This window comes from Comamonas sp. NyZ500 (assembly GCF_016772095.1).
Taxonomy (GTDB): domain Bacteria; phylum Pseudomonadota; class Gammaproteobacteria; order Burkholderiales; family Burkholderiaceae_C; genus Comamonas; species Comamonas thiooxydans.
Map to the genome: position 1 here is coordinate 1 of NZ_JAEIJE010000029.1, position 26,667 is coordinate 26,667.

Sequence of the window (26,667 nt, forward strand, 5' to 3'; positions counted from 1 at the left end):
TGCTGCAGTTGAATAGCTTTTCAAATCTCTGCCAATTACCTCGGTGAAGCCGGAGCCCACTGGCTGCAATGGGTCGTGAACTGTCCCCGTCGCTGGCTGGTACCGGCCAAAAGCAATCAGCTTCAAGCCATTTTTAGACTTGGTTTTGCCTAAGTATGTCCTGAATAAATGCATGTTTGGATGCGGTGTACGCCTTTCTATCTTGTGAGAACCGCGCCTGTGAGGCTTTCTTCAGCGCCGCATACCTGCTACGAAGCATTACGTCAGCTCTAAGGACATCCCGGAATCTGAGGTAGTTACTCCATAGCGGGCTGCCTGTCGGAACAATGTGTAGGTGATGCGTCCGGACATCAGGAGCCGATTCTTTCACGAAGAGGTATTCCCCATCGATGCCTCCATCGCCTCGATCCAGATAGCCAAGGGTACAGAGCAGCGGTCGAATCTGGGAAATTTCCATACTGGAATCCGCTGCCACAGCGATGTCAATAATGGGCTTGGCGTCGAGACCGGGCACTGCGGTGCTGCCCACATGTTGGATGTCCAGAACGAGATGCCCAATGTGCTGGCTCAGGACACGCCATTCTTGCTCGAATAGAGTGCTCCAACCCGAGCAATAAGCGACAACCTGTACAGCATCTCTTTTCAGGCCGAGCATACTTCTTTCCTTGGAGCTAACGATTCAGTTCAGCGGAGACAGAGGTCGGGAGCAGAGCAACACCAGCACTGGCCACAACGATGTGTCTACTACCCTGATCTACACGTATGTGCTGAGAGGGGCTGCAAGCGAAACCGTCATGCTGTTGGATCTTATGGATTTTAGTAAATGACAGATCGCTTTGCGGTTGAGGGATGAATGTCGCTTTTGGGGCGTTCTGAGACGGTCGCCTACCGGCCAGAAGAAGCCAGCCTTTTTCCGCAGTTGGCAGCTTCAGGCAGAGAGCTGACCTAGGGGCTTCAACACCGAATGTCGGCGGCGATCAGCAGCTGAACTTGATGGACTCTGGCTGCAATTGCCAAGAATCGGCATTCAAGGATTTCCGCAGCCCTTGTCGGAGGCCACCCCGATCCGGCCCCTTGACGATGATTCACCGTGCCTTCAGGCAAAATCCAGATGATCGGGGCAAGCCTGGCGTCAGGTCTGCCGGGAAGCCCACCTTGAAGAATGGAACAGGATCAATGGCACTGACGAAGAAGGGCGAGTTCATGTACGGGACGACGTCCGGCGACACCCAAGCCGAGCTGCGCAGCTACAGCGTTGCTAATCGCCATGAGGCCGTCCGGTTTGCCTCGTCCAAATGCAATTGCGGGTGCCGGACTTTTGCGCTGCAGACCGATGAAGAAGCCGGCGTGGCAATCCGCACCTGCACCGACTGCGGGCAGAGACACCTGATGGGCGACAGCGCAGACTACATTGAGGAGGCCAGCCCCGAGGCGCACGAGTGTGTGTGCGAGAACGAGGTGTTCGAGCTGATGTCCGGCGTCTCCGTGTACGAGGGCACACATGACGTGCGCTGGTACTACATCGCTTGCCACTGCGTGGAATGCAATCTGGTTGGGGTCTTCGCAGACTGGAAGTGTGAAGCGGGTGATGCGGCGGCCTTCCTCGCCAAGGTATGAGCATGCGCCCCTCGCAGAGATCCTGCTCGCAGGCTCGAGCGGCCGGGGAGTGTCATGAGGTGATTGGTGGACTTGGCTGTACCAATGACGGCAGTCGCTGCACCACAGACACCTGTTGACGAAGCACGAACGACAGCCTCGGTCGTGAGCAGCCCCTTGTCGTTGGCTGCGATCGGCCAGAAGCAGTCATTGGCCAGAACCTTGGGCCTTCGATGTTCGTGCGGTTCACAGGGCCATGACCATTTCGTGCCAGGCCATGCCACCGTGGTCTGAGTCCGAAGGACGCTGGTACTGGAATCCCAGGCGGGAGTACAGTCCCACATGCCGCTCCCTGCACATCAGGTGGATGGTTTTCTTGTCCTCGGCGCGCATCTGCTCGACAAAGGTATGCATCAGGGTGGTGGCGTAGCCGCGGCCTTGGAAAGCCGGATCGATCACCACGGACATGATGACCACATTAGGTGCGGCCGCGTCATGCCCGACCAGCTCCTTGAACTCCTCGTCAGACATGCGCACCTCGTAGGCGCAGCCACTGTTGATGAAGCCAATGATCTGTCCACCGTTTTCCATGATCAGGAAACCATGCGGATACTCACGAATACGTTTGCTGATCTTGGCAAGCGTGGCGGCTTCATCACCCTCATAGGCACCGGCTTCGATGGCGTAGCAGCGATCGGCGTCGTCTGGTTGAGCATGGCGGAACGTGAGATCTGGTGTCATGGCGGAGGTCATTTCAAGGCGCATAAGTCATCAATTTCATGATGCTAATTGGAATGAGAGCTGCATGTAGTGCATTGTTTTCATTGCATACTGCATGTCATGCACTCCGCTTTGCGCCGTCTCGATCTCAATCTGCTGCTGGTCTTTGATGCACTGTTTCGCCACCGCAGTGTCGTTGCGGCAGCCGACGAGCTGGCCATCAGCCCTTCTGCGTGCAGCCATGCCCTGGCCCGACTGCGGGAGGGATTGGGTGATGAGCTGTTTTTTCGCTCAGGCAGCAGCATGCAGCCCACACCGCGAGCCACCGAGATGGCGGAGGGAATTACGCTGGCACTGCATACATTGTCGGACCAGCTGGGCGACCCGGCAGCCTTTGCGCCTGGCAGCAGCACTCAGTCTTTCACTTTCGCTGCGACCGACTTCACCACCTTCGCTTTGATGCCTGCGTTGATCTCCAGGATCGAGCATGAGGCTCCTCATGTGCGCCTGCGAGTGGTCCATTCGCGTCATCGGGATGCCTACAGCGACCTGGTGCAGGAAGGAGCCCATTTCGTCATGGGTTTTTCGGACGAATTCAGCCCCGCGCAAGAAGGCGTGGAGGTCTTGCAGGGACATACCGATGCCTATGTCGTCGTTGCACGCAGAGGTCATCCTCGCATCGGCAAGAGGCTCTCCATGGCGCAATATCTGGCGGAACGCCATGTGGTCGTGAAACCCTGGCAGGAGGAGAAAGGCGTCATAGACTCAGCTTTGTGCAAGGGCGGGTGGACCCGCGAGATTGCGATAGAGCTGCCCAGTGTCATGGCCGCGCCTTTTATCGTGGCAAATTCAGATTTGCTCATCACGCTGCCCCGTCTGGCGGCACTGCAGTTGCAGGCATCGGCAGCGATTGCGATCTTCAAAGCACCTTTTGAGGTGCCGTCATACACCCTGAACGTGTATTTTCAGCACCGGCATCTGAGCAGCCCATGGCATCGCTGGATGCGCACTCGTCTGGAGAGCATATTGCGCTCAAAAGGGTGACTAAAGCGTGTGAGCGATTGACCATTTTGGCTCGATCTGCAACAGTCTGAGACCGACCAGAGGCAGTCATTGATTGAGAGTAAATGAGCATAGACACCTTGAAAACCAGGCTACGCAGTCTTCCTTCTCTAAAGGGACCATTTGTTGACTGGGAGATCGATACGTTGCCAGATACGCCGCAGCAAGCATTCCAGTACTGGCTCAACGATGCAATAGAAGAGGGCGTCAAAGAACCTCACGCGATGACGCTATCTACGGTTGATTCTGATGGCTTTCCTGATGCCCGCGTTCTTATCCTGAAAAATGTGGATGAACGTGGGTGGCACTTTGCGATCAAGGCGAATAGCCCTAAGGGGAAGCAATTGGCTGAAAATCCCAACGTCGCATTGACCTTCTATTGGCCGGCTTTGGGCCGTCAGATTCGGTTGAGGGGACAAGCCGTGGTGCTGCCAGACGCAGAGTGCGCAGACGATTTTCTCACGCGTCCCGAGGGTTCAAAAATCAGTGCTATGGCCTCGCGGCAAAGCGAAATATTGGAATCCCAGCAAGAGCTTGCTAAAAGCTTGAACGACGCACACACTTTTCTTAGCCAAAACCCCGAATACATTGAACCTGGGTGGAAAGTATTTGCGGTGCAACCAAGACGCATTGAGTTTTGGCAGGGTGCCACGGATCGATTGCATAAACGAGTCATCTTCTCGAAAACGGCCGACGAGTCTGCGTGGCAAAAGCAAATGCTTTGGCCATGACGCACTGTTAGTCTCAGATCTTAAGTTTGCGCAGGTAACCAGGTCTCTTAGATAGGTGACAGCTCAGGGGGCGGTCAGCGACAGTCGCGGATCGGCCAATTGCTGCCTCTTGTGATCGCGAAAAGCTGATATTCGATATTTGGACCCAACAAGTAAAGTCGATGAAGTACCTGGTGGAGCTGTCCATTGGCCGGTAGGCAGCCCACGTTATCTTTGTACAGCTCTTTGCCAGCTTGCAATTGCGCCCAGTATTACTGCTGCGTGACGGTTTTCAGCTGACTCTTGAGGTTGAGCATGTGCTGAATATAGACTGTTAGCTCTTGAGTTGGCATGCCGGGAGTCACGCGCTTGGCATAAGCGTCGAGAGCGGTTTGCAGCACCTCCGTGTTGCGTGGAGCGGCAAAGTAGGCAATATCAGCCAGTTGACATGCCAGAGCTGAATCGGTATTGCTAAGTTGCCTGATCTGCTGATTAACCCTGTCTAGGCCGCCGCTCATGGCTACAATTTGTTTGCTGAAAGTCTCACGCGATGCTGGATCCCATTCAGACGGAATGCCATTCCACCAGCCTCCGTACTCCTTAAGCACCATGCTAGCGACGTTTTTAAAGCGCACATAGGTCTCAGCCATTTCCTTACGGCTCTGCAGTTTTTCGGGCAGTTTCACGGAGGCCACGATTTCGTCGGGGCGATAGTTGGCGTTGAGACCCTCAATCACTTGATTCACGGCGGAGTCAAGCATGTCAGCAGATGCCAGCAACTTGTCCTGTGCTTCGGCAGCACTGGTGAGTGCAGGGCCATGCATGGGCAACAACAGATTAGGTTTGGCAGCAGCCATGTCACGCAGAGCCTGAGCCCATTCGGCCACATGACGTTGGCGGCGTTTACCATTGCCGGCGTTCAGCAGAAATGGCTGCCAGTAGTCGGCACTGATCACAACCTTGCGCGTGGGCACATTAACCCAGAGCTGATCGGCTGATTCTCCGCGTGCATGGGTCAACACAAATTCATCGTCACCGATTTTGAGTGTCTTCTGGCCCACAAAGGTTTCGGTGGGAAGAATTGCTTCCTGCAGCTTGCGCGGTACATCGCGCGGGTCCTGGCTGTTCAGGTGCACCATGGAGTAATTGGCCGTGCGAGTGTCCAGCTCCATCTCCGCAAGATATTCCTTGGTGGTGATGATCCTCGGTTTTTCACCGGCTTCAAACAATGACCAAGCTCCAAAGCCATGGTCGGCGTGATGGTGGGTAATGATGATGGTGTTGACAGGCTTATTGCTGAGCTTGCGCAGGGTTTCCAGCAACGCGGGGCCTGCTGGAGCGTAGCCAGCATCGACCAGTACCAGACCTTCAGTGGTCTCAAACACTGCAATATTCACATAGGGAAAGCGCAGAAGCCAAGTGCCCTTGCCATGGGGTTCTACCGTCAGCTTGGCTCGTGCATCGGCAATTGCTTCGGCATTGGTGCGGCTATACATGTGATTGGCAATCGCAACCGACTGTTCGCCGCCAAAACCGGCATTGGCGTTGGAAGTCAGCACGTTCAGCACATTGGGGTACTGCGCCATCAATTCCTTGCGCAACTCGAATTTCTGTACCGACTTGATATCGGGTTTTGAACTGTCAGTGACTGCCGCTGTCGCATGTGAAGAAAGATTAATTACCAGTGAGAGCGCGATAGTTTTAATGATGGTATGGGTCACAGTAACTTCCAAGAGGATGTTGAAAATATGTTTTCTGATTAATTATTTTCTATTCAAAGTGCCATTTATTTTAGGGATACTGGCCATCATGAAATCGTCTTCTTGGACTAAGGTTTAAACCTTATTGAATACTTATAATTCCTCGTTGCTGTGTCTTTTCAAGGTTTTATGTATCGATATAAGAATGGATAATAATTTTTCATTAATCGATATATTTTGGCAGATAAACCATGGGTTTGATTGACTTTATTGTTTTTGCTTAGGGGCAGCAATCGAGCCCGCAGTGGCATGGATGAACATGCTTTTTGTAAATCCCATGCTTTGGATTGAGCGCACGGGCAGCCCTTGGCGTTGAACTTGCAGTCTTGTTGAATGACGGCTTTGGTGCTTTTATCTGGGTGGCGGCTCAGGGTCAACAGCACCAGTTCGCAGCTTGCGAGAGCTGCCGTTCAGCGTGTCTGGCGCACTACGATCCAGCCAGTTTCCGGCTTGAGGCGCACAGCGCACGTCTGGCCAGATAGCAGGTCAACGTCTTGTGTTGGCGGCATCGGTCACAGGCTTGCCAACTCTCAGCGGCTGCGACCGGCCTGAAGCTGTAGTTCGGAGGTGCACCATGGGCGTCTGCTCATGGCCGAAAGGAGCCAGCCAGGGTGTGACCTCGGTAGCCAGGGATGATCACCTTCTCGGTCAATCCTTGATCGACGCTGTCGGCGCACTGATCTGTCGGCGCACTGGTAGCGAGCATTTGGTGCAGATGATCAATGTTGTCGGTACATCCATTTCAACCGGACCTGCAGAACCGAGGTGCTCGACTGCCATGACATTGAATCGCTGCGGGAAGTGCGCTCAATGACCGTGGGCTGGCTGCATCGCTACAAGCACCATCGCCCACATGAATCGCCAGGCCGGATTCCTCCGGCCGGGTATCGTGTCAAACGTTTCCCCCGCCTCTGCTTTTAGGCGGCGCAGGAAAACGAGGAGACTTCAATGACTTACCGGGGCGCTGCCTTGATCGCCGTATTCAGGGTAGTCCACAGCTCCTTGGTGACGGGCACCATGTCCTGCCTGAAGTACCACCAGAAATGACCGCCCACGTAATTCGGGGTAGTGATCTTCATCGTGTAATAGCGGGTCAGGTACTCGGCCTTCTTGGTTTTGCGTGAGGTGCCCACTTCCCCGAACCCGATCTTGGAATTGGGGAACATCACGCGCAGCTTGTCGAACACCTGCTGCCAGTTGGGCTTGAGCCCATTGCAGTCATCCTCATAGTAGGAAATCCAGACGTAATCCAGACCCTGCTTCATGTAGGCAGGGACATTGGTCTCGGCCCACTTGAACATTTCATTGGAGGCTTGAGACCAGCAGCCCTGGTTGTAGTAGAGCGTGATCGCGGCCGTTTTGTTCTGTGCCTTCACGATGTTGTAGGCGTTGGTCATCTTCGCCACCACATCGGCATTGGACCCCAGCCACTCGCCGTTGACCTCGTTGGCTACTTCCCAAATATCCACTACATCCGACAACGCATTGAGGTATTGATTAGTCCGCTGTATGTACGCATCCACGCTGTACTGCTTGACGTAGTACGAGTCCAATATCTCACCCATCACATAGGAAACTTTGGAGATTTCCACTGCTGGCTTGCGGTAGTAGTCCGGGTTCACGAACTCATCGAAGACGATGCGCGTGGTAGGCCGGTAGGCCAGCGACGATAGGCTGCGCGTGATGTCGCCAAGCCTGCTCACATCGTCCACGGTGACGCCGTAGATGGGAGTCGGGACTATGCGGCCCGAGGGCACGCTGGTTTGAGCAGATACTACGGAGCACAGCGAGGCAATGCAGAATGGGATAAACGCTTTCATGCGGTATCCCCCAATGAAGGGTTCAATGAATTTTTTCACTTGGATCAATATGAATCGAGGCGCGGCAAGGGCAGGGTGTGAGTGCTTCTAGCTGGTTGCAGCAGCTCAGATCGACCCTCGGTTGACTCTCGATAATTTGCTAAACGGGCGACTTTAGTGCATGAAATTTGGCTAACAGTGGCTAAATGAAACGAAATGCGTTCCATGAGCCAATGCACATATCGAGCTCACAGCCCTCGGCCCTGGTTGGCGTGCTCAATGCCTTGCGGCAGCTACCAGTCAAGGAGTTGATCGCCAGCGAAATCCTCAATGGCTTCAATCGAGGGAGAGCAAATTGCACCTGATGTTGGGGTGACCTGGGTGAGCCCTGAACACGAAGCGTTACGCGTGTTGCCTAAGCTATGAGTCATTTTCAAAATGAGCGTATCGAGGAAAATGTCACCGTGTGGTTGCCCGCAGGATGCGATGAAAGGTGCTTGATGTGGCCGCTTGTCCTTCACTTCGCAGTCCGCTATTGGCAGTCCGCTTCTGGCCGGGAATGCAAGTTCGCCCCAGCGCCACATTGCCGCCTTCAACAGCTTCAAATATCCGTCTGCACGGTGATCTCGCGGGCATCGTCGCCCTTGAGGTTCAGGTACCTCGGTGCCGACTCCGGCTTGGAGTGGCCGGGCAGCAGCTGCACTGCGCACCGGGCTATTGCGCAGCGTCACGCAGTTCCCTGCGCCAGGCCTTGCTGAGCAAGGTCTTTACTTCCTCATCCGTGGTCTGGGCGAAATCGCGGTACCACTGGCCCACGGAAAAGAAGGGCACTGGAGTGAGCAGGCATATCAGCTGATCGACCAGAGGGTGCAGCATCGCTAGCGTCTCCACGGGCGCGACCGGTACGGCGACTGCGATGTGCGCTGGCGACTGCAAGCGTGCCGCAGCAATCGCCGCACGCATGGTGGCGCCGGTCGCCAGTCCGTCATCGACCAGTATCACCCGTTGCCCAGCCACGGCTGGCGCGGGGCGTTTGCCCCGATAGGCCAGGTCACGGCGCTGCAGCTCCAGAACTTCCTTTTGCGCGACTGCGTCGATGGCCGCTGGGGAGATGTACAGGCCACGGATGAGATCATCGTTCAACACCCGCACGCCGCCGCTGGCAATGGCGCCCATCGCCATCTCCTTATGGCCGGGCGTGCCTAGCTTGCGCACCAGCATCAAATCCAGCCGCAGGGCCAGTGCGCTGGCAACCTCATAGGCGACCGGCACGCCGCCCCGTGGCAAGGCCAGCACGAGCACATCGGCTTGCTCGCGCCACGCCGCCAATGCCGCGGCCAGGGCCCGGCCAGCATCTGCCCGGTCACGAAACGAAGTATCCGGTCTCATGTCTTCGGCTCCTCAGCACCCACAGCTTTACTATGCGCCTGATTTGCGTGCCTCGGGCGGCTGCTTCAGGCAATCCCTGCCTATGAGCAACTTCATCAAGCAGCGACTGCAGAGCCGAGATGCCGGGCTGTAGCAGTGCAGCTTGTGCGACTGGCCTTGTTGGACACGTTTGGGTCGAGCGAGCAGTTCTGCAATTGGAGCTGCTTGCACAACCCTTGATACATCGTTGCTTCGTCTTGTCGTACTTCTCTGCACAGCCTGCGGCTTCGCGCCTTGTCTCAACCGCAAACCGTCCGTTTGCCGGGTCGTGGTAGCTGCTTTCAAGTGGCTGGCCCAAGCCCGGCAGGATTTGCACATTGCGCCCACTGAGGCACGCAATTCAGGCCTCATTGGCAGGTCCAGGCCCAGATCAGGAGCAGGGCGGAGGCATGGCATGCAAACAGATACCGAGTAAAGCGAAGCCGAATGTCAAGGCATTCGACTTTTTACGAGTCTTTGCCTGATAGATAAGCAAAATGGGTTGTGAATGATCTTGAAGAATAAGATTTCTTCAAGAATAGATCAATCAATTGAAGAGAGAGATGTATTTTTCGGTCAAAATCAATACTGAATGAGAGAATTCAAGAAAACAGTGAGAGCCGACTCCTTCCGGTGTTTTGAGAATTTTCCTAAACCTGAATTTTATCGCGCCAGATATCATTTCATGTCCAAAAAATATTGGATGAATAATGGCGAAATCTCTCAAATCTCTATTTCGATACAAGGATTCTCCGAAAAATCTTTCGCGAATATCTTTTCTATTGTTCTCCACTCTGCTGTCGACTGCTGCAATGGCTGATTTTTGCTACGTTAGCATTAACAACGGTGAGACGATCGAAGATTCGCTGAGATGGGAAATTCCTTCTTTTAAAACTGAGGATTTTGATCCCAATGTTCCTTTGGGTACGGTGCTATATAGAGCCAACTCGAACGCCAATGGACCGGGCGGGAAAGTGATATGCCCATTCCGTATTGGTCCTGCTGTCTATGCTGTTCCGTTTGGGCTCGGTATGGGTGGCTGGAATACGTACAAGACTCCAATCGGGGGCATTGGAATACGAGTCAAAGGCGGCTTTAACCAGCAGGAGTGGTGACCGCAACAGGCAGACTTTGGAGATTTAACTTCGATTAACCTGGTTTCGGCCGGTAGTTTCACCATTGAACTTGTGAAAATAGGCAAGATTACTGCCGGCGGAAGGATATCAGGAGCCATCGGTGAAACCACGTTTGTTAATTACGGTTATATCGCTCGACGAATATATATTCAAGGGGACGGCATTGAGGTCCGGCCAAGAGTGCCATCTTGCGCACTGCAAACAAAAACTGTCAGTGTTGAACTGGAAGGCGACATTAGCGAGCTGACCGACAAGAGCGCAGGGCCAACCAAGGATTTCAACCTGAGGCTGCAGTGCTCGGGTGGAGATGCCAACACAACGACAAGAATGTTCATTGTTTTCTCGGATTCCACGACCCCCTCTAACCGTTCGAGCACACTTTCTCTCTCCAGCGATTCCGAGGCAAAGAATGTCGGGATAGAAATCCTGCGAGAAAATGGCGAACTTGTCCGCTACGGCCCCGAATCCGGGGCGGAGAACCAATGGATGGTCGGCGAGTTTGGTAATGTGCCCGTGGACATCAAGTTGAGGGCGCGCTACGTCGGAACGTCGATGAGTCTCAAGCCTACTGTCGGCACTGCAAATGCCCTTGCCACGTTTACCATCAGCTATAAATAAGCTCGTTATCAGAAAAGTGCCCGCCCTCCGTGATGGAGGCCGGGCATTTCTTATATCTGGAGTGCATCAGCTTGAGCCGCTGCAGCCCGGTGTGCCCGGTGTGCCTGGTATGAGCAGCAGCATGCCCTGGGGAATTCGATGGCTATCGATCCAGGATTGTCGGGATCGGGCACTTTCTTGAAGTGTTTCGATCTGGCTCTTCAAGAGCTCTGGATATTGCAGATCGCTGAAGCGCGATCCAGAGCACAAAGCAGATCAAGCTTGCAGGCTTGGAAAAGCTGCGCATCCGCTTTGAAAGGCGCCTGGAGATTCACAAAACCTTGCTTGAGGCAGGTGGCTGCTGCAATCTGCTGCGCACGCCCGGCAGCAGCAGTGCTATAGAAGCGCCTCTCTCAGGCCGTTCTCAGACCGTTCTTGGGCCGCTTTCAAGGCGCGAAGTTGTTCGAGCACTGCAGAGCGGCCGGTTCGATCCATTCCGTTTGCCGCATATCGTTTGCCAGCATAGGGAGCTTGCCGACGAAGATGGCGCTCTGACTGTTGCCAGCTTCGGGCGCCTGCGCGTGCAGTGCCCATCACTCTATCTGGCCGGGGACTCAAAAAAGGGCGGGAATCGCTTCCCGCCCTGTTGGCTTATGAGGCGTCTGCCTTGGGACGCCGCAGATCGCTCGCAGCAATGGAGCCAGGGTCCTTGCGCTCGGGAGAGGGCGGGATGGGTGTTGTGCAGTCGAGCGTGTGGCGCTGATAGTTTTCGCCCTCGACCTTTGGCGGCAGCGTATAGCTGACACGGCATGCGGCCTTATCCCAGCGTATGTCGAGCATGCCCTGCTGGCGGTCTGCGGGCAGCAAGGTCAGGACGCGGCCGCGCGGGTCGGTGATTCCCAGTCTTGTGCCATCGAGCTCGTCGACAGTCGCTCCAAACGGCAGGGGCTTGCCGTCGGCGCCGCGCAAATCGAACTGCACGCGGCGCCCGCTCACTGCCGTGAACTTGGCCAGCCCGGCTGCGCCGCGTGTAGGCACCACCATCTGCGCGCCGTTGGTGATATCGACGTCCTTGGACAGTCCCTGTGTCCTGAGCGTCACCAGGTTGCCGCGAAAGGGCGTGGCGCTGGGGATGATTGCATAGCCATTGCGGCCCGTCTCGACGCCGGAGAAGCTCGAGATTGCCACGCCAGGCACCGGCGGCTCGATCTTGGCGAGCATGAAGGTTTCACCCAATCCCTGCCCGAGGTTGATGCCGCCCGCGTGAGCCACGACGGACCCCGATGCCGAGAAATTGCTCGCACGGTATCGGTCCCCATGGGTGTAGCTGGCATTGAGGCGGCCAAACGGGGTCGCGGTGCCCACGCCGATCGATGCGTCTCGCTGGCCGTCCGCATCCCTGTTGCCGGCCACGGTGTAGCTGACATGCCTCTCGAGGGGAAGCGTGCCGGAGACGCCGGCCTGCGCACTTGTACCGGCTCGTTGTCGGCTCAGTGTGGAGAATGCGTGCGCGGAGTCTCCCGGGCCACCCAAGGGCATGCTGAGCGTGAGCATGAAGGTGTTGTCATGACGGGGCATGGGCCCGTTTGCCCAGGATGAATGCAGGTTTCGTGATTGCGTATAGGAGATGTTGTAGTTCAGCTTGCCGATCGAGTTGCTGTACGCCAGTGACAGGCTGCGGGAAGAGCTTCCATTCCAGTTCTTGCCATAGGATCCATTCAGGTAGAGATGGCCGCGGCCGATAGGTTGAGAGAGGTAGCCGTCCAGGTGCTGTCTGCTTGCGCGCCCCAGGTTCAGATACGAGTCGGGTCGCGAGCCGGACTGTGTGCCGTTTCGCTCGATGTGATCGGAGAGCGTGCGAAACCCCTCGCGCAAGCCATGCTGCACATTGAAGGAGACATGGGATCCAGTCGCTTCGACAAATTTTGCATAGCGAAAGTTGAGACGATCCCCGCTTGCCGATGAGCCGCCGGCGTTGCTGCGCGAGTGGATGGCATCCAGAGACACCGCGCCAATCGGCGTGTTCATGCCTGCACCCAGCGAGTACGACAAATAGCCGGGCGAGGCCTGCAGGCCGGCCGCCAGGCTGGTGTTGGCCGTCAGGCCGTAGATCATCGATCCGCTGGCAAAGCCGGGCCGCTCCTGCTGGCGACGATCCAGGCGCACCTGGCCGGCAGCAATGTCGTACTTGATCCGGCCCTCGCGGACCATCAGCGGAGGGCTTGCGAATGCCTGCCGAAATACACGCCGGACCCCGCTGGCTTCAATGACGGCGATTTCCAGGTCGCCGTTCGTGCCGGAAGGCTGCAAATCGGTGATTGCAAATGGCCCGGGAGAAACGGTAGTCGTATAGAGCAGATGGCCATTCTGGCGGACTTCCACGGTCGCATTGCTTTCCGCCGTCCCTCGGATCACGGGCGCGTAACCTCGCTCTTCGTCAGGTCGCATCGCCTCATCGGAGGCCAGTTGCATGCCGAGAAAGCGCACGTTGTCGAACAACGGCGAATAGGTGTATGTCTCTCCCACCACCATCTGGCTTTTGATGGTGTTGAAGCCGCGCTGCAGATAGGTGTTCTGGCTATTGAACGTCGACGGTTGACGGCTTCCCGAAGTGAAATACGAGTCGTTGCGCAAGCGCCATTCGCCCAGGTTGACACCTGAACGGATGCTGGCGCTGAGATCGTTCCGAGAGCTGCTGTGGCGCAACTCGCTGCGGCGTGCATTGAGGCTGTAGTTGAGGAAGGCGACATCGGCGCCTTGCTCCCACAGGGAGGGGTCGATATAGCCACGACGAAGCGAGGTCATGTAGATTTGCGGCACGCTCAGGTTCAGACGCAGGCTTGCCATATCGTATGCGGCGCTTGCGTCCGATATGACTTCCGCCAGGCGCATGCAGGTGGCGCCTTGCTCCAAGGGAGTGGGGAGCTTGCCCAGATCCACCCCGCCTTGCTCCAGCATGGCCACGGTAATGCACGGTTCGATTTCGTCGCTTTTGGGGTTGCGGGAGAACTCGACATCCATGCGGCCGGCCAGCATCTGGTTGATGTAGATGTCAACGCGTTGGAAGCCCGGAGGAACGCCTGAGCCGGCCAGCAATGTCCGGATGTCGGTGGTGGAGGTCATTCCGTAGAGGAAGGCCGTGTTGTAGCTGACGACGAAGGAGCCGTCCAGCGCTGCAACCTGTACCGGTTGCGACTTATCGAGGGAAGCCGAAGCCCTGCCTTGTGCTGGGCGCAGTGCCACTTGTTCCGCCCACGCTCCTGTGCCAACGGCTTGAGAGGCACACAGCACGCCAGCCAGCCAGCGGTGAAGCAGGTGATGAGAGGACATGGATCAGAGAGCAAATTGGTGGGCTGCCTCCAAAAAAGGCGCAAGGAATCCCTATCCGCTGATTTGCGGCGGAATTCTTGTTCGAGCCCGGGAATGAGGAAGACAGGGCGCAGAAGAGGGCGCGCCCCGCCGCGACTAGTCTGTTGTGACTGCTGCAGGAGACTCTGCGGAGTCCCCAGACAGTTGGACCTCATAGGCGTCAACGCCACCGAAGTCGTTGATGAGCTTGAAAGCGATCTTGGAGTTGCGCTCGAGATCGTCTGCCGAAAGCATGCGTGTCTCGCCAGGGGCGATCATTTCCGGCGTAGGCAGCTCCTTCCCGCCAGCGATGCCCAGATAGGCAAACGAGATGTGATACATGCTGGGATTGGTGATCCTGAGTGCCGGCCTGCCTGCGTCTTGAGCAATGCTCCAGCGCAAGGAACCCGGCGCATCGGCGACGACACCCACGATTGCGGTCGGGCGGAAAAATACCTTGATCCGCTGCCGAACCGCGATCTGAAGCTGGTTTTCTCCGCCCGTCGATTGGGGGATTTCCTGCACGTTCAGCCACATGACCGACTCACGGTCGCGAGGAAGGCCGCTGTTGCCTCCCGCATAGAGCACGCGCATGAGCTGCTGGCCAGGAGCAGCGACCTTGGCAAGAGGCGGCGTCACGGCAAATGGGAGATCGTCCGTGGCATTTGCCGTATTCGATTCCAGCCATGCCTGAACAAGCACTGGCGTGCCGCTATTGCGCACCGAGATAGAGGCTTCCTGCTTCTTCTCCTGCACGATGACGCGGGTGGCACTCAGAGAGATTGATGCCTGTGCGCAAGCTCCATACAGCATGGTTGCAGCGGCAAGGCCACAAGCCACGGTACGTTGAATTTGGGCGAAAGATGTCATTGCACTCCCTTTTTTCACCGCAGTGAGGTCAGTTCACTGACTCACTGCGGCTTATCGAGATTTACTCGTACTTCAGAACGTAGTTCACAGTCGCATTGGCCGGGCCGATAGTGACGTCGGCCAATGCCTTGCCGGCCACTCGGGTGTAGTAGGCCTTCAGGGGCACGCGGAACTTGCCTTCCACTGCGGCGTTGGCAGCGATATCAGCGGAGCCGGATGTGAAGTCCACCACACTGCCGTCACGCGTCAGCATGATTTGCACGTTTTTGGCTCCGCCTTGCACTGCAATGCCCTTGCCCGAGGGTGAGGACGGGGTGAGCGTCATCGAAACCTTGGTACCGGTGGCGCATTGGATGTCCAGATCCAGGTCCTTTGCCTCGGCCGTCAGACCGTTACCAGTCGTCGTGGGCGCATCCTCGATGCCCAGCGAGGCGGCGGGGACTTCATCCATGTCCACGGTCAGGGTCTTGCCGGCGATCGTGCCACTGGGGCTGCTCAGGACACATGTGTCGGCATTGATCACGCCGGTGAACTTGATAAGGCCTTTGGCGCCTTCGGCCGGGGCAGCTTGAGCAATGCTCGCAGCACCGAATGCAGACAGAACGGCCAAGCTCAGAACGAGTTTTTTCATAATTGACTCTGTGATTGAAGATTTAAAAAAGCGTTTCCGGGCGTTGGAGTGCGGGTGCGGAAACTCCTTCAAATCGCAATGCATTTGCATTGCGATTTGCTTGCGCGCCTTTTATTTAGGTGCCTGGCAAGGATATGAAAATGAAGGGCTGGAAACTCTCAGAAAATTCTCAAAGTCGCCTTGTGCAAGCCCGGGATTCTGATTTTGAAAGGGGATGCCGGGCGCGATATTGGTCAGAAGTTTGTCTGTTGCAGCCAACAATCCGGCAGTTGTAGATTTTTAACTATTGTGTTTCGGGATTATCTTTTCTAATCGGTATTGATTAGCTTCAAGAGGTCGTGCAGCGTGCCCCTGAAAGTTAATAGCGTATTGAGAAAGATCTCGATAGGCCGGGGCTTGTGCCGTCAAAATTGGGGTCGAATTGAGAAAAGCATGACGAAACTACGAATAGTCCTGGCAGATGATCACCCACTAGTGCTGATGGGGCTTGGCGACCTGCTCAAGCAAAACATCCATCTCACGCTGACCGCCACTGCCAGTTCCTCGACGGAACTTGTGGCGGCGCTGACGAAGTCTCTTCCCGACATCGTCATCGTCGACTATCACATGCCTGATTCGCAGTATGGCGACGGCATCAAGTTCATCGGCTATCTGCTGCGCCAGTTCGAGGGCCTGAAGGTCATCGTGCTGACGATGCTGTCGAACCCGATGATCGTGAAGGCGCTCTACAAGGCCGGCGTCAAGGGCGTGGTCTTCAAGCAGGACGACCCCTCAGAGGTTTTCAAGGCCATACGCCTGGTGTCGCTAGGAAACATCTACACCCCGCCATCCTTCCTGGAGACGAATGTTTCGCTTCAGCATCAGATGCTGCAGGAGCGCTTCAAATCATTGACTCCGCGCGAGTTCGAGGTCCTGCGCTACTACGTGCGGGGAGGCAGCCTTGCCGAGATTGCCGAGCGTCTTAACCGCAGCATCAAGACAGTCAGTTCGCAGAAGATGACCGCGATGCGCAAGCTCGAGGCGAAGTCCAATCAGGAGCTGATGGCGTTCTGTCTGAATAGCGGCGTGTTCCATCAATGAGAAGAGATCGCCTGCCCGGGCGCCCCCAACCGGGCATGAGGTGGGCATGAGATCGACATGACGCGCGGTGTCCACCATAAGAACGCCGTGAGTTCAGGCTTCTCTAGCAAAGGCTGGGCGGTTCAGACCGCCATCGCATCAATACCTGTGTGCCTCCGCCATGGCGGGGGTGGATGTGAAGGTCGCCGCCGATGCTTCGCATGCGATGAAACATGTTGTTGACGCCGTGACCGGACTTGCTGGGGTTGTCGAGCACGGCTTGAAGATCGAAGCCCTTGCCGTTGTCCTCAATGCTCAGATACCAGTCCCAGCCGAAGCTTTGCAGGTCGCCCTGTTGATAGGGCTCCAGTGTCAGCCACATCTCGGTCGCATCGGCATGCTCGATGGCGTTGCTGAGACTGGCCTGAACGACGGCCAGGATTTCATGCGCAACGCGGTCTCTGGGAAGCGGCAGCGTGGTTTGCTGGCCGACCCCGAGCTCAGGGTCGGTCAACTGCCAGTGCAGTACAAGGCCTTTGCGTTGAAGCGCGGGCTCCAGCCGATAGCGCAATCGCGCCAGACGCATGGCCAGATTGTCGGATTGGGCATCCATGGAGTCGACGATCAGGCGCAGGTCCAGCAGCGATTGCTCCAGTACTTTTCTGGCAGGACCATCTTCAACCGAGGGCTGTGAGTTCATCAGGCTCAAGGCTTCTACCAACTGGCTGCCCAAAGTGTCATGCAGGTCTGAGGCGATGCGCTTGCGCTCTTCTTGGACTTCCTTGGAGGGCTGGGAGCTGGGGCGCAGTCTGGCCTTGAGGCCACGATAGATTCCAGGAATGTAGCGAAGCGAGATAAGCAATCCGCTCAAGGCCACCAAGATACTGAAGACAAAAAACCAATTCTGATCTCGCAGCGGTGTGAGAAAACACCAGCTGAGTATGGCAATGGCCTGAAGGAAAATGGTTGTTGCCTTCCAGCCAAGATTTCTCAGCGACTCCATACGCTTGCCACCTCTGGCGATAAATAAAGAAAATGCCTTCAAATTTATATCAACCCACGCAAAGAGGCGGCTTTTACAGCATGGGCTCTTGTCTTGGCCTGCAGTTTTCGGTACATGTTCTTGACATGCGTGGATACTGTCATTGTGCTTATCTTGAGCTGAGTGGATATTTCAGGAGAGCTGTAACCGCAGGCAATAAGCTTGAGTATTTCTATTTCTCGTTCAGAAAGTTTCTCTTCTTTGGAGAGGTTTGACGCCGGAACGACATAAGTTTGTGATCTGCTAACCAGTGACAAAATTTTCTTGGCAAGAGACGGAGTAATGGATGCACCGCCATTGGCAACTTGCAATACTGCTTGTGCGTAGTCGCCAAACCAGGAGTTTTTCAGCAAATAGCCTACAGCACCTTTCTCAAAAGCCTGAAAGACCTTTTCATCTCTTTCAGTTACTGAAACGATAATGCTTTGCACATGCGGGTGTGTGCCTTGGACGAGTTCAAGCAGATCCAGACCTTCGCCGTCACCCAGGTTGAGATCTATCATCAGAACGTCGAAGTCGTGTTGTTGAATGCTCTTGCGTGCCTCACGCAAGCTGCAGGCATGACCAACCAGCAGGGTTCTTGAGTCACCCATCAGATCCTGGGCAATCACTCTGCGGATATGGCTGTCGTCGTCCACCAGGAAGACGCGGACGGGCTGCTCTCGCTGGCCCACCATGTGCCCAGGCCACATCGAGTGGTTAAGCGATGGAGGCGGGTCATTGTGATTGCTAAACAAGGGCGGGCAAGACGAAGTCTGGACGGCTGGCATGGATGGCTCCCGATGAAAAAACCAGGGGGCTTGAATACTTTAAGAAATTAATTAGTGCTCATTGGGAAATCCATAGAAAATGTCAAATAATGTCAAATTTTACTGAACTTACAAAATGAATCCTGGGAAAAGGGTAGGTGCTTGACCTTGTGTTTAATGAGTCGACGGGTAAATATAATTAATTGAAATAACTCTTTTTATTTAATTTTTCAATTCATATGAAATTGAAATAATTCGTCGTTAATTTTGTGCTATCTGAATTCTGTTTTTTGGTTATTGATAGCGTATTTCAATAAGCCATTTTTTCTATTTTGGTAGATATTTTTTTAATAAATTCATTTGATTATTTATTTGGCGATTGAAATCATTGAAATGATTTTCTGTACACCTCATTTATTATTGCGCGATTGAAATGAAAGATTGAAGGTTGTTTTCGGATATTTCATTTCTGAAAAATCTTTTTCTGAACGAGGTGGATGATATTCAAGGCTAGAAGGTGGCCGTCTCGGGTGATTGCCGTCGCATGCCGTGGCATGCCGGGACTATTGATGAAATACCTTCAGTAGCTTGGAAACTGCGATTCAGAAATGGCATGAATAATCGCTGATTGCCCTGGCGGTTATTGCGTCGTCCTGTATTGACTTTGATGCGCTGAGAAACATGCGGCATGGCTGTCGCAAGCACAATGTCGAGTGCTGCATCTGCCTCGCTTGAGGGTAGAAGGCTTGGGCAAAACGAGTGCGCTGAGCAGGGACCAGAGGCTTCGCGCTAGCCAGGAATGCCGGTTGATTCGTTTCGAGCAGTTTGCAGGGCAGCGGGGCAGCAGGGTATCTGCTTGCGGCCTTACTGGGCCGCCTCTGCGCGAATCCAGTCCAGGAAGGCACGCACTTCGGAGCGGTCAGCTGCTCCCGGCCGGGTCACGGCGTAGTAGGCAAATCTTGCAGGCCAGGGTTTGTCCAGCACCTGAACGAGTCGGCCTGTCGCGATTTCTTCCTGGGCATACGCTTGCGGCACCAGCGCCAGGCCTTGCCCAGCTTCCGCCGCGCGGATGAGAAGGAAGTCGTCTTCAAAGGCGCTGCCGCGCTGCGCACGCGCGTCGTCGGCCACCCCGTGTGCTTTGAGCCAGAGCGGCCAATCTGCGCGGTCACCGTCGTGCAGCAGGGGATAGTCAAGGCAATCGCCTGCCTCATTGATCACTGCCCCTCGGCAGGTCTTCAAAAACTCGGGTGAAGCGACCGGCGTCAACACCGGCGCCATGAGGCAGGTGACCTCAAGCCCGGGATAGTCGCCAAGCCCATGACGCAAGGCGATATCCACGCGGTCGCGTTGCAGGTCCACCAGTTCCGACGTTGCTTCCACGCGGATTTCGATGTCGGGGTGCAATTGCTTGAAGCGCCCAAGTCGAGGTACCAGCCACGATGCCGCAAATGTTGCGACGGTGCTGACGGTCAGGCTGCGTCTTCCCTTGCTGCGCTCCAGGGCATGCATCGCCTGGTCAATTTGAAGAAATGCCTCACGCAGCCTGGGGTGCACGCTGGCACCTGCCTCGGTCAGCCGCATGCCAAGGCGTTCACGTTCCAGCAAGACAACGCCCAGGCGGTCTTCCAGCACGCGGATTTGCTGGCTTACGGCGCCGGGGGTGACGTGCAGGGCCTGCGCTGCGGCCTTGACGCTTTTGCGCTGCCCAACCTCTACGAATGTGCGCAGCGCCTGCAAGGGATAGTTCATATATACGTTAGATTTTCTAAATTTATAGGGAAGAAATGATCGCTTTATTTGAGGCTTTATTCATCTGAGAATTTGTGATGCCGGCGATTCAAATGGTTTTAGATTATCTACATATTCAATGTTGCATCTCTACTCCGACAGTTCCCCCAATGGCTTCAAAGCGACGATTGCGCTTGAAGAGCTTTCTCTGCCTTACCAGCTGCACCATGTGCGCATCGATGAGGGCGAGCACCGCCGATCAGACTTTCTTGCGCTGAACCCCCACGGCCGCATTCCGGTGCTCAAGGACTGCGTCTGCCTTACCAGCTGCACCATGTGCGCATCGATGAGGGCGAGCACCGCCGATCAGACTTTCTTGCGCTGAACCTCCACGGCCGCATTCCGGTGCTCAAGGACTGCGAGACAGGTGTCGTGTTGTTCGAGTCGGCGGCGATTCTTCTGTATCTGGCCGACAGGACTGGAAAGCTGTTGCCTGCAGATCCGCGAGCCCGCTGGGAAGCGATCAAGTGGTTGCAGTTCCATGCATCCAGCGTCGGGCCGCTGCTGGGCCAGCGCGTGCACTTCGAGCTGTTTGCGGATGAACCGATTGCGCCGGCAATCGAGCGTTACCGGCGCCTGACGCAGGAGGCGTTCACGGTGCTGGATCAAGCCCTGGCGGGCCGCCCGTACCTGGCCGGCGACGACTACTCGATTGCTGACATCGCCCATTTCGGCTGGATGCATATTGCGCGAATCATCCACTTCGACTTCAGCGAACACCTCCATCTCAGTGCATGGCACGAGCGGGTTGCGGCTCGTGCGGCTGTACGCAAAGGCATCACGCTGCCCGCACCGGCAACCGGTGCATGAATGAACATCACGCGAGTCGAGCAATGAAAGCATCCAGATTCTCCGAGCGCACGGGCGGCTCCTCCTATGCCGCGTTTTTCGGACACCCCGGCTACCGGCGCATGTTTGCCCCGGACAGGCTGACCCTGGGCATCTTTCTGCCGCTGCGCAGCTACAGCGGCGATATGTCGGTGCTGCGTGGCCAATCGGACCTTGTCGCCAAGATCGACAGCTACGGTTTTGCCGCCGTGTGGGTGCGTGATGTGCCGTTGTTCGATCCATCGTTTGGAGATGCCGGGCAGGTGTTCGATCCCTTCACCTATCTGTCCTACCTGGCGGCCCGAACTCAAAAAGTGGCTTTGGCAACGGGCAGCGCCGTCATCTCCTTGCGTCATCCGATTGATCTGGCCAAGGCCGCCACGACCATCGATCAGCTTTCCGGAGGCCGTCTGGTAATGGGGGTAGCCTCTGGCGACAGGCCGATGGAGTTTCCGGCCTACGGGCTGGAGCACAGTGCCCGGGCGGAGCGCTTTTCCCAGGCGCTGTCCTATATACGCCAGCTCATGCATGCCGGTCATCTGGACATCGATTCCCCGCTGGGGCGCTTTGAAGGTGCCGAGTTCCTGCCCAAGCCCGTATCCGCAAGCATTCCGATGATGGTCACAGGCTCGTCCGGGCAATCACTGGAGTGGATTGCGGAGCATGCGGATGGATGGCTGACCTATCCCAATGCAACCCATACCCCTAGGGGGCCTCGGCATCTGGCGGAGAAGATTCGGGCCTGGCGTGAACTTGTCCCCGGAGGGGCATTTAGGCCGCACATGACGAACGAGTGGATCGATCTGGTGGATGATCCCGGCTATCCTCGGACCACCCTTGCACGGTGGCTATGTTCTGCGCACCGGGCGAAGAGGGCTGATGGCCTTGCTTGAAGAGTGGCAGGCGGCAGGGGTGAACCATGCCGCGTTTGGCATTCAGTTTTCACAGCGCCCGCCAGCCGAGGTGCTGGAGGAGCTGGCCAGGGAGGTGCTGCCGCACTTTCCCTCGCATGAAGGACCGTCGGCGGCGTCCGCCGTCTGGTGAGAAACACAGAACCGGCTTGGGCATGACCAAGCCGGAGCAACCATGGACAAGAGAACCCCAATGCTGAGTGCAGTGACAATTCGCCCCCTGGAAATGAGTGATCGAACGCCATGGTGCGACCTCTACCGCCAGTACGCCCATTTCTACCAGTCGCCCATGACCGATGCGATCCTGGATCGAAGCTGGTCATGGCTGATGGACCCGCGCCACCCGATGGAAGGGTTGGTCGCAGAGTCGGAGGACCGCCAGTTGCTGGGTCTGGCGCATTTTCGTGCATGTCCTGACCCGCTGATCGCGCAGGACGTCGGCTTTCTCGACGACCTGTTTGTGGCTCAAGACCAGCGAGGCTCAGGCATAGGCCGCAGCCTGATCATGGGCGTGGCTGCCAAAGCGCAGGAACGCGGCTGGCCCGTGGTGCGGTGGATTACCGCTGGCAGCAATGCCCGGGCGCGCCAGCTCTACGACAAGCTTGCGTCGGCGACCGACTGGGTCACTTACGACCTCGATGTGCAGCGATAGCGGGCATATTCGGCGGCCCGAGCATGCATCAGAGTGACTGCAAGGTGGTCATTGAAATGCCGGGCTGTAGCAGCGCTGTGGAGGTGAACCCGTGTCAGCGCTCTTGTGAGGCAGCGATCGCCTTGAGGAACGTCGAGGCCTCTGAAGGCTCGGAGAATTCAATCCATTGCAGATGCGCAAACTCGCCATGCTCGCGCAGAGCGGCGAACTTCGACTGGTTTTTTGCATAGGTGGATAGCGACCAGAGCAGGACTGAGTCTTTCGAGAAAAACGCCATCCGTAGTGACTCCCGGTTTCCATGCGACAGACGCTTGCGGGTAATACCATCGCCAAGAGTGCGCCGGAGCAGGCGAGAAAATACCGTGAAGCGACCGTAGTTGAGCCAGACGACGTGCGTAGCTCGTGACCAAAGCTCATCTCAAACAGCACTGTAGTTCCCATCGGCTACCCAGCATGTTCCTTGAGTAGCTTCAACAACCGAATGTTTGAACTGCTCGGGCGGTACTGCTTGCCAGCCTGGCCCCCAGTAGTGCAAATCCAGTTCGATATATGAGGCTCGGATCTTGCGTGCCAGCTTTTTTGCAAAGGTGGATTTGCCCGCGCCACTGGTGCCGATCACTAAATAACGCATCCGAGTCCTGTGTTGCTGATAGTGGCTGGCACGACCCGGCAAGCCGAAGGTTTGCGCTTGAGACGAGGCGCGAAGCCGCGGCTAGTGCCGAGGTACGACAAGGCGATGCAACGACGTACCAAGGCTTGTTAACGGCTCTCAATGACTGTCGGCCATGCTGACCGTAGGTGAGGGAAGCGACGAATTTCAATGTACGCGAATCACGCCGCACACCACGCAGTACGGCCGCTGCTGGCCAGGCTGTGACTGCTGCAAATCGTTCACTGTTTCCGGCTGGATTCTAGTCCAGCGACTGCGTCTGGCTGGTAGGCGAGAGCCTCTGAGCGACCCAGAGGGGACAGTGCATAACCCACCTAAAATTGATCAAAGGTACACGGTACGGCATATCGGTAGGAGCCATACATGCCCAATGAAAAAATTGGTTTCTTCGGGAGACTTCACCGTATGAAGGCTGTGCAACTCATCGTTGTAGTGCTTGTCGTTGGCGCGCTTTTTCTTGTGGTGAACGGATTATTTTCTGCGTGGGCTTTGCTTGAGCTGGCCTGGTCGACGATTCTCGGCTTTGTAAATCTCTTTTGACGCTGGCCTGCAATAAGGCGTTCCGCGCCATATGCCTGTCACATCACTGGATCCTCCGACCCAATTCTTCATTCCGTCGGATGCATAACGGCACCGTGGTCACCGGCCTGGTGGTCTGACGTTTTCGCCTGTTTAGCTGGGGCGTTGAGGGTCTGCTTTCATCTGCCGAGACCGACTGTTATGGGCCGTAGGCGAGCGTCTCAGAACGCCCCGTTGCAGTCGTTCGTGCCTCGGTGGCAAATGTCTGCTGCGCAGCGGAAGCTGCTGTTCATGCCTGCATCGTGACCTACCGGTTCAGCAACATAGCGGACATCCGAGCACACGGAGCGAATTAGGCAGATCCCGCCGCTGAGGATCGAGCACGACGCACCGGATGCTGCAAACTCATTCTCAACCGTGTTGGACCGCCGCTAGATCGGGGAGGCTAGGTTTGAGTCTCAGCTCGTTGAGGGACGATGGCACAGCCTCAGTGGCCGGAAAGTTTGTGTGCGCACGTACGGCCTCGACCAGTAAAGTAGCCAAGCGCTCTGCGGATGGCTCCAAAAGAGAGTGGGAACGCCCAAGCACCAGGTCCATAGTGGGCAGATGCGGCAGGCCGATTTCCTCTGGCGCGTAGCTGCGCACATGCGGCGGCAGGCCGAAGGGCGTGCGCACCGACAGCCCCAGGCCCGCTGAGGTCGCAGCCCAGATCGGCCCGAGACTGGCACTGCTGAAGGCGTGTCGCCAGGCAATCCCGGCTCGCTCCAGCACGGCTGTGACCAGCTCGCGCAGCGGGCAAGGCTCTTCCAGCATCACCAGAGCCAGTGTTTTCAGCTTGCCCTCTTGATCCGGCTGCAAGCAGCCAAGGCTGTCCAGCACCTCGGGTGCGGCAGGCCCTATCCAATGCAGGGGCAGACGCATCACGGTTTCGGCATGGATGCCAGACAGATCCGCACCGACATCCCAGAGCATTGCCAGGTCCAGCTGTCCCTGAGCAAAGCGTTCACGCAACTCGTCGCTGCGCCCCACGCAGGCCTCGATGCGCACCTGGGGATGCGCCCTGGCAAAGCGGCCCAGTACGGCCGGCAACAGTGCTTCGCCGAGGTCCTCCTGAAGTCCGAGCCGGACCAGTCCTCGCAGCTGGCTGCCGCTGACCGCCGCCACGGCCTCGTCATTGAGCTCCAGCAGGCGGTGCGCATAGACCAGCAGGGTCTCGCCGGCCTCTGTGAGCTCGAGACCACGCCCAGCCTTGCGCAGCAGCGGCGTGCCGCATTGGGCCTCCAGCTTCTTCAACTGGGCACTGATCGCCGAAGTCGAGCGCCCCAGCTTGTCTGCGGCACGCGCGAAGCTGCCAAGCGCGACCCCCGTCGAAAAACTGCGCAGCACATCCAAGTCGTAGAGCACACGAGACACACAAGCCCTTTCAATCATCCCAAAAATCAGGATGGTTTCTTCAATATTATTTGATTTTCAAAATGATTGGGCGCCAGCACACTGCGCGGCATGAACTCTTCCGACTGTTTCTCGCTGCCTGCGCTGCCCGTCAACCTTCCAAGCCATCGCTGGAAGGTTCTGGCCGCAGGCGTTCTCGCCAATGCCGCTTTTTCGACTGCCTTCAGTGGAATCCCAATGACGGCGGTGATGATGCGCTCCTCGTACCAGCTCGATACCAGCACACTCGGCCTGATGCTAGGCCTCATGGGCCTGGGCATCGCATTGAGCGAGCTGCCATGGGGTTTGCTTACCGATCGCTGGGGGGACCGCCCCGTGCTGCTCACCGGTCTGATCGGCACGGCGCTCGCGTTGGCTGCGATGGCCGTCTGGGCAACGCCTGAGGCTGGGCAGGTGCCCGGTCTGCAATGGCTGGCAGGCGGCCTGGTACTGGTCGGTCTGCTGGGCGGCAGCCTCAACGGTGCGAGCGGGCGGGCCGTGATGACCTGGTTTGCGGATGACGAGCGAGGCCTGGCGATGAGCATACGCCAGACTGCAGTCCCGCTGGGCGGCGCCATCGGTGCGCTGCTGCTGCCTGCGCTGGCCTTGCATGGCGGCTTTCTTGCCGTGTTCGCCGTCTTGGCGAGCTTCTGCCTGCTCTCTGCGCTGCTCGTCGTCGCATGGGTACACGAGCCGCCGCATGCTGCGCAGCATGCACAGCGCCAGCTCGCCACCGCCCCCAGCCCATTGCGCGATGCTCGCGCCTGGCGCTCCGTGGCCGGCATCGGCATGCTGTGCGCGCCGCAATTCGCAGTGCTGTCTTTCGGCACGGTCTTTCTGCACGACTTCGCCCAGGCCGAGCTTGCAAGAGTCTCCGCCGTCATGGCATTCGTACAGTGCGCAGCCATGGCGATGCGCGTATGGAGTGGTCGCTGGACGGATCGCCATCGCAACCGCCAGAGCTATTTGAGCGCTTGCAGCTGGCTGAGCATGCTGCTTTTTGCGGCGCTTGCGACAGCGTGCTGGCTTGCGCCGGGCCCGCTCTTGCTGCTGGTCTTGACGGCCGCTGCCGGCATCTGTGTTTCTGCCTGGCATGGTGTGGCTTATACCGAGCTGGCAAGCCTGGCCGGAGCCGGTCGTGCCGGCACGGCCTTGGGCATGGCCAACACCAGCGTGTTCATCGTGTGCTTTGCCGTCCCTATGCTGATTCCGCATCTGCTATCGCTGCAGGGCTGGGTATTGGTCTGGTTGGCCTGTGCGCTTTGCGCGGTCTTCGCCCGCCCCTTGCTGGCTGCGTCGCAGCAGTCTGCGGCGCGTGTCCGTGAGTAACGAGGGCCTTTTCAACATGGGTCTCCACGCAGACCGCTCCCACAGGTCGGCCT

The 26,667-nt window shown here is 56.9% G+C and carries 24 protein-coding genes and 3 pseudogenes; 13 read left to right on the plus strand and 14 right to left on the minus strand.

From position 1 onward, the window contains the following. Nucleotides 1–133: 133 nt before the first annotated feature. Nucleotides 134–655 carry a GrpB family protein gene (locus JAO85_RS24010; RefSeq protein WP_202789169.1) on the minus strand — a complete coding sequence of 174 codons (522 nt, stop codon included), beginning with the start codon at nt 653–655 and terminating at the stop codon, nt 134–136. A gap of 521 nt (nt 656–1,176) precedes the next feature. On the opposite strand from JAO85_RS24010, the gene JAO85_RS24015 reads away from it, so the two are divergent. Further along, nucleotides 1,177–1,617, plus strand: a complete 441-nt coding sequence (locus tag JAO85_RS24015; protein ID WP_012838582.1) for a hypothetical protein — start codon at nt 1,177–1,179, stop codon at nt 1,615–1,617. 225 nt (nt 1,618–1,842) lie between these two features. On the opposite strand, the gene JAO85_RS24020 is transcribed toward JAO85_RS24015, so the two are convergent. After that, a complete protein-coding gene (locus JAO85_RS24020) occupies nt 1,843–2,349 on the minus strand; it encodes a GNAT family N-acetyltransferase (protein WP_370552221.1) in 507 nt (168 codons plus the stop codon). An 87-nt stretch (nt 2,350–2,436) separates the two neighbouring features. Here JAO85_RS24020 and JAO85_RS24025 point away from each other — a divergent pair, with 87 nt between their 5' ends. Both JAO85_RS24025 and pdxH read left to right on the plus strand, forming a co-directional pair. Beyond that, on the plus strand, nt 2,437–3,360 hold the full coding sequence (locus JAO85_RS24025; RefSeq protein WP_202789171.1) for a LysR family transcriptional regulator: 924 nt from the start codon (nt 2,437–2,439) through the stop codon (nt 3,358–3,360). Nucleotides 3,361–3,443: 83 nt separating this feature from the next. Further along, nucleotides 3,444–4,109, plus strand: coding sequence for a pyridoxamine 5'-phosphate oxidase (gene pdxH / locus JAO85_RS24030; RefSeq protein WP_202789172.1), 666 nt, complete (start codon nt 3,444–3,446; stop codon nt 4,107–4,109). Nucleotides 4,110–4,360: 251 nt separating this feature from the next. On the opposite strand, the gene JAO85_RS24035 is transcribed toward pdxH, so the two are convergent. Beyond that, nucleotides 4,361–5,809, minus strand: a complete 1,449-nt coding sequence (locus JAO85_RS24035) for an alkyl sulfatase dimerization domain-containing protein (RefSeq protein ID WP_202789173.1) — start codon at nt 5,807–5,809, stop codon at nt 4,361–4,363. A 774-nt stretch (nt 5,810–6,583) separates the two neighbouring features. On the opposite strand from JAO85_RS24035, the gene JAO85_RS25840 reads away from it, so the two are divergent. Next, nucleotides 6,584–6,769: an integrase core domain-containing protein gene (locus JAO85_RS25840; protein WP_370552223.1), complete on the plus strand. Its 186-nt coding sequence runs from the start codon at nt 6,584–6,586 to the stop codon at nt 6,767–6,769. Nucleotides 6,770–6,801: 32 nt separating this feature from the next. Here JAO85_RS25840 and JAO85_RS24045 read toward each other — a convergent pair whose 3' ends face one another. The 3 genes from JAO85_RS24045 to JAO85_RS24055 all read right to left on the minus strand — a co-directional run bounded on the left by JAO85_RS24045 (nt 6,802) and on the right by JAO85_RS24055 (nt 9,036). Further along, entirely contained in the window at nt 6,802–7,668 is an 867-nt protein-coding gene (locus tag JAO85_RS24045; protein ID WP_039048859.1) for a hypothetical protein, read from the minus strand. Between the two features lie 272 nt (nt 7,669–7,940). Then, nucleotides 7,941–8,252 (minus strand): hypothetical protein, encoded by a 312-nt coding sequence (locus JAO85_RS24050; RefSeq protein WP_202789175.1) that lies wholly within the window; start codon nt 8,250–8,252, stop codon nt 7,941–7,943. Between the two features lie 109 nt (nt 8,253–8,361). Next, nucleotides 8,362–9,036 carry a phosphoribosyltransferase gene (locus JAO85_RS24055; RefSeq protein ID WP_012838573.1) on the minus strand — a complete coding sequence of 225 codons (675 nt, stop codon included), beginning with the start codon at nt 9,034–9,036 and terminating at the stop codon, nt 8,362–8,364. 728 nt (nt 9,037–9,764) lie between these two features. Between JAO85_RS24055 and JAO85_RS24060 the strand changes: the two genes are divergently transcribed. Beyond that, complete coding sequence (locus JAO85_RS24060; RefSeq protein ID WP_202789176.1) at nt 9,765–10,169, plus strand: hypothetical protein; 405 nt, start codon at nt 9,765–9,767, stop codon at nt 10,167–10,169. Between the two features lie 72 nt (nt 10,170–10,241). Further along, nucleotides 10,242–10,808 (plus strand): fimbrial protein, encoded by a 567-nt coding sequence (locus JAO85_RS24065; protein ID WP_012838572.1) that lies wholly within the window; start codon nt 10,242–10,244, stop codon nt 10,806–10,808. A 630-nt stretch (nt 10,809–11,438) separates the two neighbouring features. Here JAO85_RS24065 and JAO85_RS24070 read toward each other — a convergent pair. The 3 genes from JAO85_RS24070 to JAO85_RS24080 all read right to left on the minus strand — a co-directional run bounded on the left by JAO85_RS24070 (nt 11,439) and on the right by JAO85_RS24080 (nt 15,636). Next, nucleotides 11,439–14,117 (minus strand): fimbria/pilus outer membrane usher protein, encoded by a 2,679-nt coding sequence (locus tag JAO85_RS24070; RefSeq protein WP_237734983.1) that lies wholly within the window; start codon nt 14,115–14,117, stop codon nt 11,439–11,441. A 135-nt stretch (nt 14,118–14,252) separates the two neighbouring features. Continuing rightward, entirely contained in the window at nt 14,253–15,005 is a 753-nt protein-coding gene (locus tag JAO85_RS24075) for a molecular chaperone (RefSeq protein WP_012838570.1), read from the minus strand. Between the two features lie 61 nt (nt 15,006–15,066). After that, the gene (locus tag JAO85_RS24080; RefSeq protein WP_041744151.1) at nt 15,067–15,636 is read right to left on the minus strand and encodes a fimbrial protein; all 570 of its coding nucleotides are present in this window, start codon (nt 15,634–15,636) and stop codon (nt 15,067–15,069) included. Nucleotides 15,637–16,068: 432 nt separating this feature from the next. Between JAO85_RS24080 and JAO85_RS24085 the strand changes: the two genes are divergently transcribed. Then, nucleotides 16,069–16,716 (plus strand): response regulator transcription factor, encoded by a 648-nt coding sequence (locus tag JAO85_RS24085; protein WP_034380975.1) that lies wholly within the window; start codon nt 16,069–16,071, stop codon nt 16,714–16,716. A 103-nt stretch (nt 16,717–16,819) separates the two neighbouring features. Here JAO85_RS24085 and JAO85_RS24090 read toward each other — a convergent pair whose 3' ends face one another. The 3 genes from JAO85_RS24090 to JAO85_RS24100 all read right to left on the minus strand — a co-directional run bounded on the left by JAO85_RS24090 (nt 16,820) and on the right by JAO85_RS24100 (nt 20,235). Then, a complete protein-coding gene (locus tag JAO85_RS24090; RefSeq protein ID WP_237734984.1) occupies nt 16,820–17,557 on the minus strand; it encodes a sensor histidine kinase in 738 nt (245 codons plus the stop codon). Between the two features lie 185 nt (nt 17,558–17,742). After that, entirely contained in the window at nt 17,743–18,414 is a 672-nt protein-coding gene (locus tag JAO85_RS24095; protein ID WP_012838566.1) for a response regulator transcription factor, read from the minus strand. A gap of 936 nt (nt 18,415–19,350) precedes the next feature. After that, complete coding sequence (locus tag JAO85_RS24100) at nt 19,351–20,235, minus strand: LysR substrate-binding domain-containing protein (protein WP_039048856.1); 885 nt, start codon at nt 20,233–20,235, stop codon at nt 19,351–19,353. A 118-nt stretch (nt 20,236–20,353) separates the two neighbouring features. Between JAO85_RS24100 and JAO85_RS25845 the strand changes: the two genes are divergently transcribed. From JAO85_RS25845 to JAO85_RS24115, 4 genes and pseudogenes are all read left to right on the plus strand, one after another. Further along, nucleotides 20,354–20,599 (plus strand): glutathione S-transferase N-terminal domain-containing protein, encoded by a 246-nt coding sequence (locus JAO85_RS25845; protein WP_370552222.1) that lies wholly within the window; start codon nt 20,354–20,356, stop codon nt 20,597–20,599. Further along, nucleotides 20,530–21,084 (plus strand): annotated as a pseudogene (locus tag JAO85_RS24105) (glutathione S-transferase family protein); the annotation flags it as partial. The gene JAO85_RS25845 and the pseudogene JAO85_RS24105, both read left to right, overlap by 70 nt. A 23-nt stretch (nt 21,085–21,107) precedes the next feature. Then, nucleotides 21,108–22,146 (plus strand): annotated as a pseudogene (locus JAO85_RS24110) (LLM class oxidoreductase). Between the two features lie 42 nt (nt 22,147–22,188). Continuing rightward, on the plus strand, nt 22,189–22,665 hold the full coding sequence (locus tag JAO85_RS24115) for a GNAT family N-acetyltransferase (protein WP_237734985.1): 477 nt from the start codon (nt 22,189–22,191) through the stop codon (nt 22,663–22,665). 94 nt (nt 22,666–22,759) lie between these two features. On the opposite strand, the pseudogene JAO85_RS24120 reads toward JAO85_RS24115, so the two are convergent. Then, nucleotides 22,760–23,296, minus strand: a pseudogene (locus JAO85_RS24120) (toxin). A 402-nt stretch (nt 23,297–23,698) separates the two neighbouring features. On the opposite strand from JAO85_RS24120, the gene JAO85_RS24125 reads away from it, so the two are divergent. Continuing rightward, entirely contained in the window at nt 23,699–23,875 is a 177-nt protein-coding gene (locus JAO85_RS24125) for a hypothetical protein (protein ID WP_164091529.1), read from the plus strand. Nucleotides 23,876–24,265: 390 nt separating this feature from the next. On the opposite strand, the gene JAO85_RS24130 is transcribed toward JAO85_RS24125, so the two are convergent. Continuing rightward, nucleotides 24,266–25,267, minus strand: a complete 1,002-nt coding sequence (locus tag JAO85_RS24130; protein ID WP_202789177.1) for a LysR substrate-binding domain-containing protein — start codon at nt 25,265–25,267, stop codon at nt 24,266–24,268. Between the two features lie 90 nt (nt 25,268–25,357). Here JAO85_RS24130 and JAO85_RS24135 point away from each other — a divergent pair, with 90 nt between their 5' ends. Beyond that, nucleotides 25,358–26,614: an MFS transporter gene (locus JAO85_RS24135; protein ID WP_202789178.1), complete on the plus strand. Its 1,257-nt coding sequence runs from the start codon at nt 25,358–25,360 to the stop codon at nt 26,612–26,614. Nucleotides 26,615–26,667 lie beyond the last annotated feature (53 nt).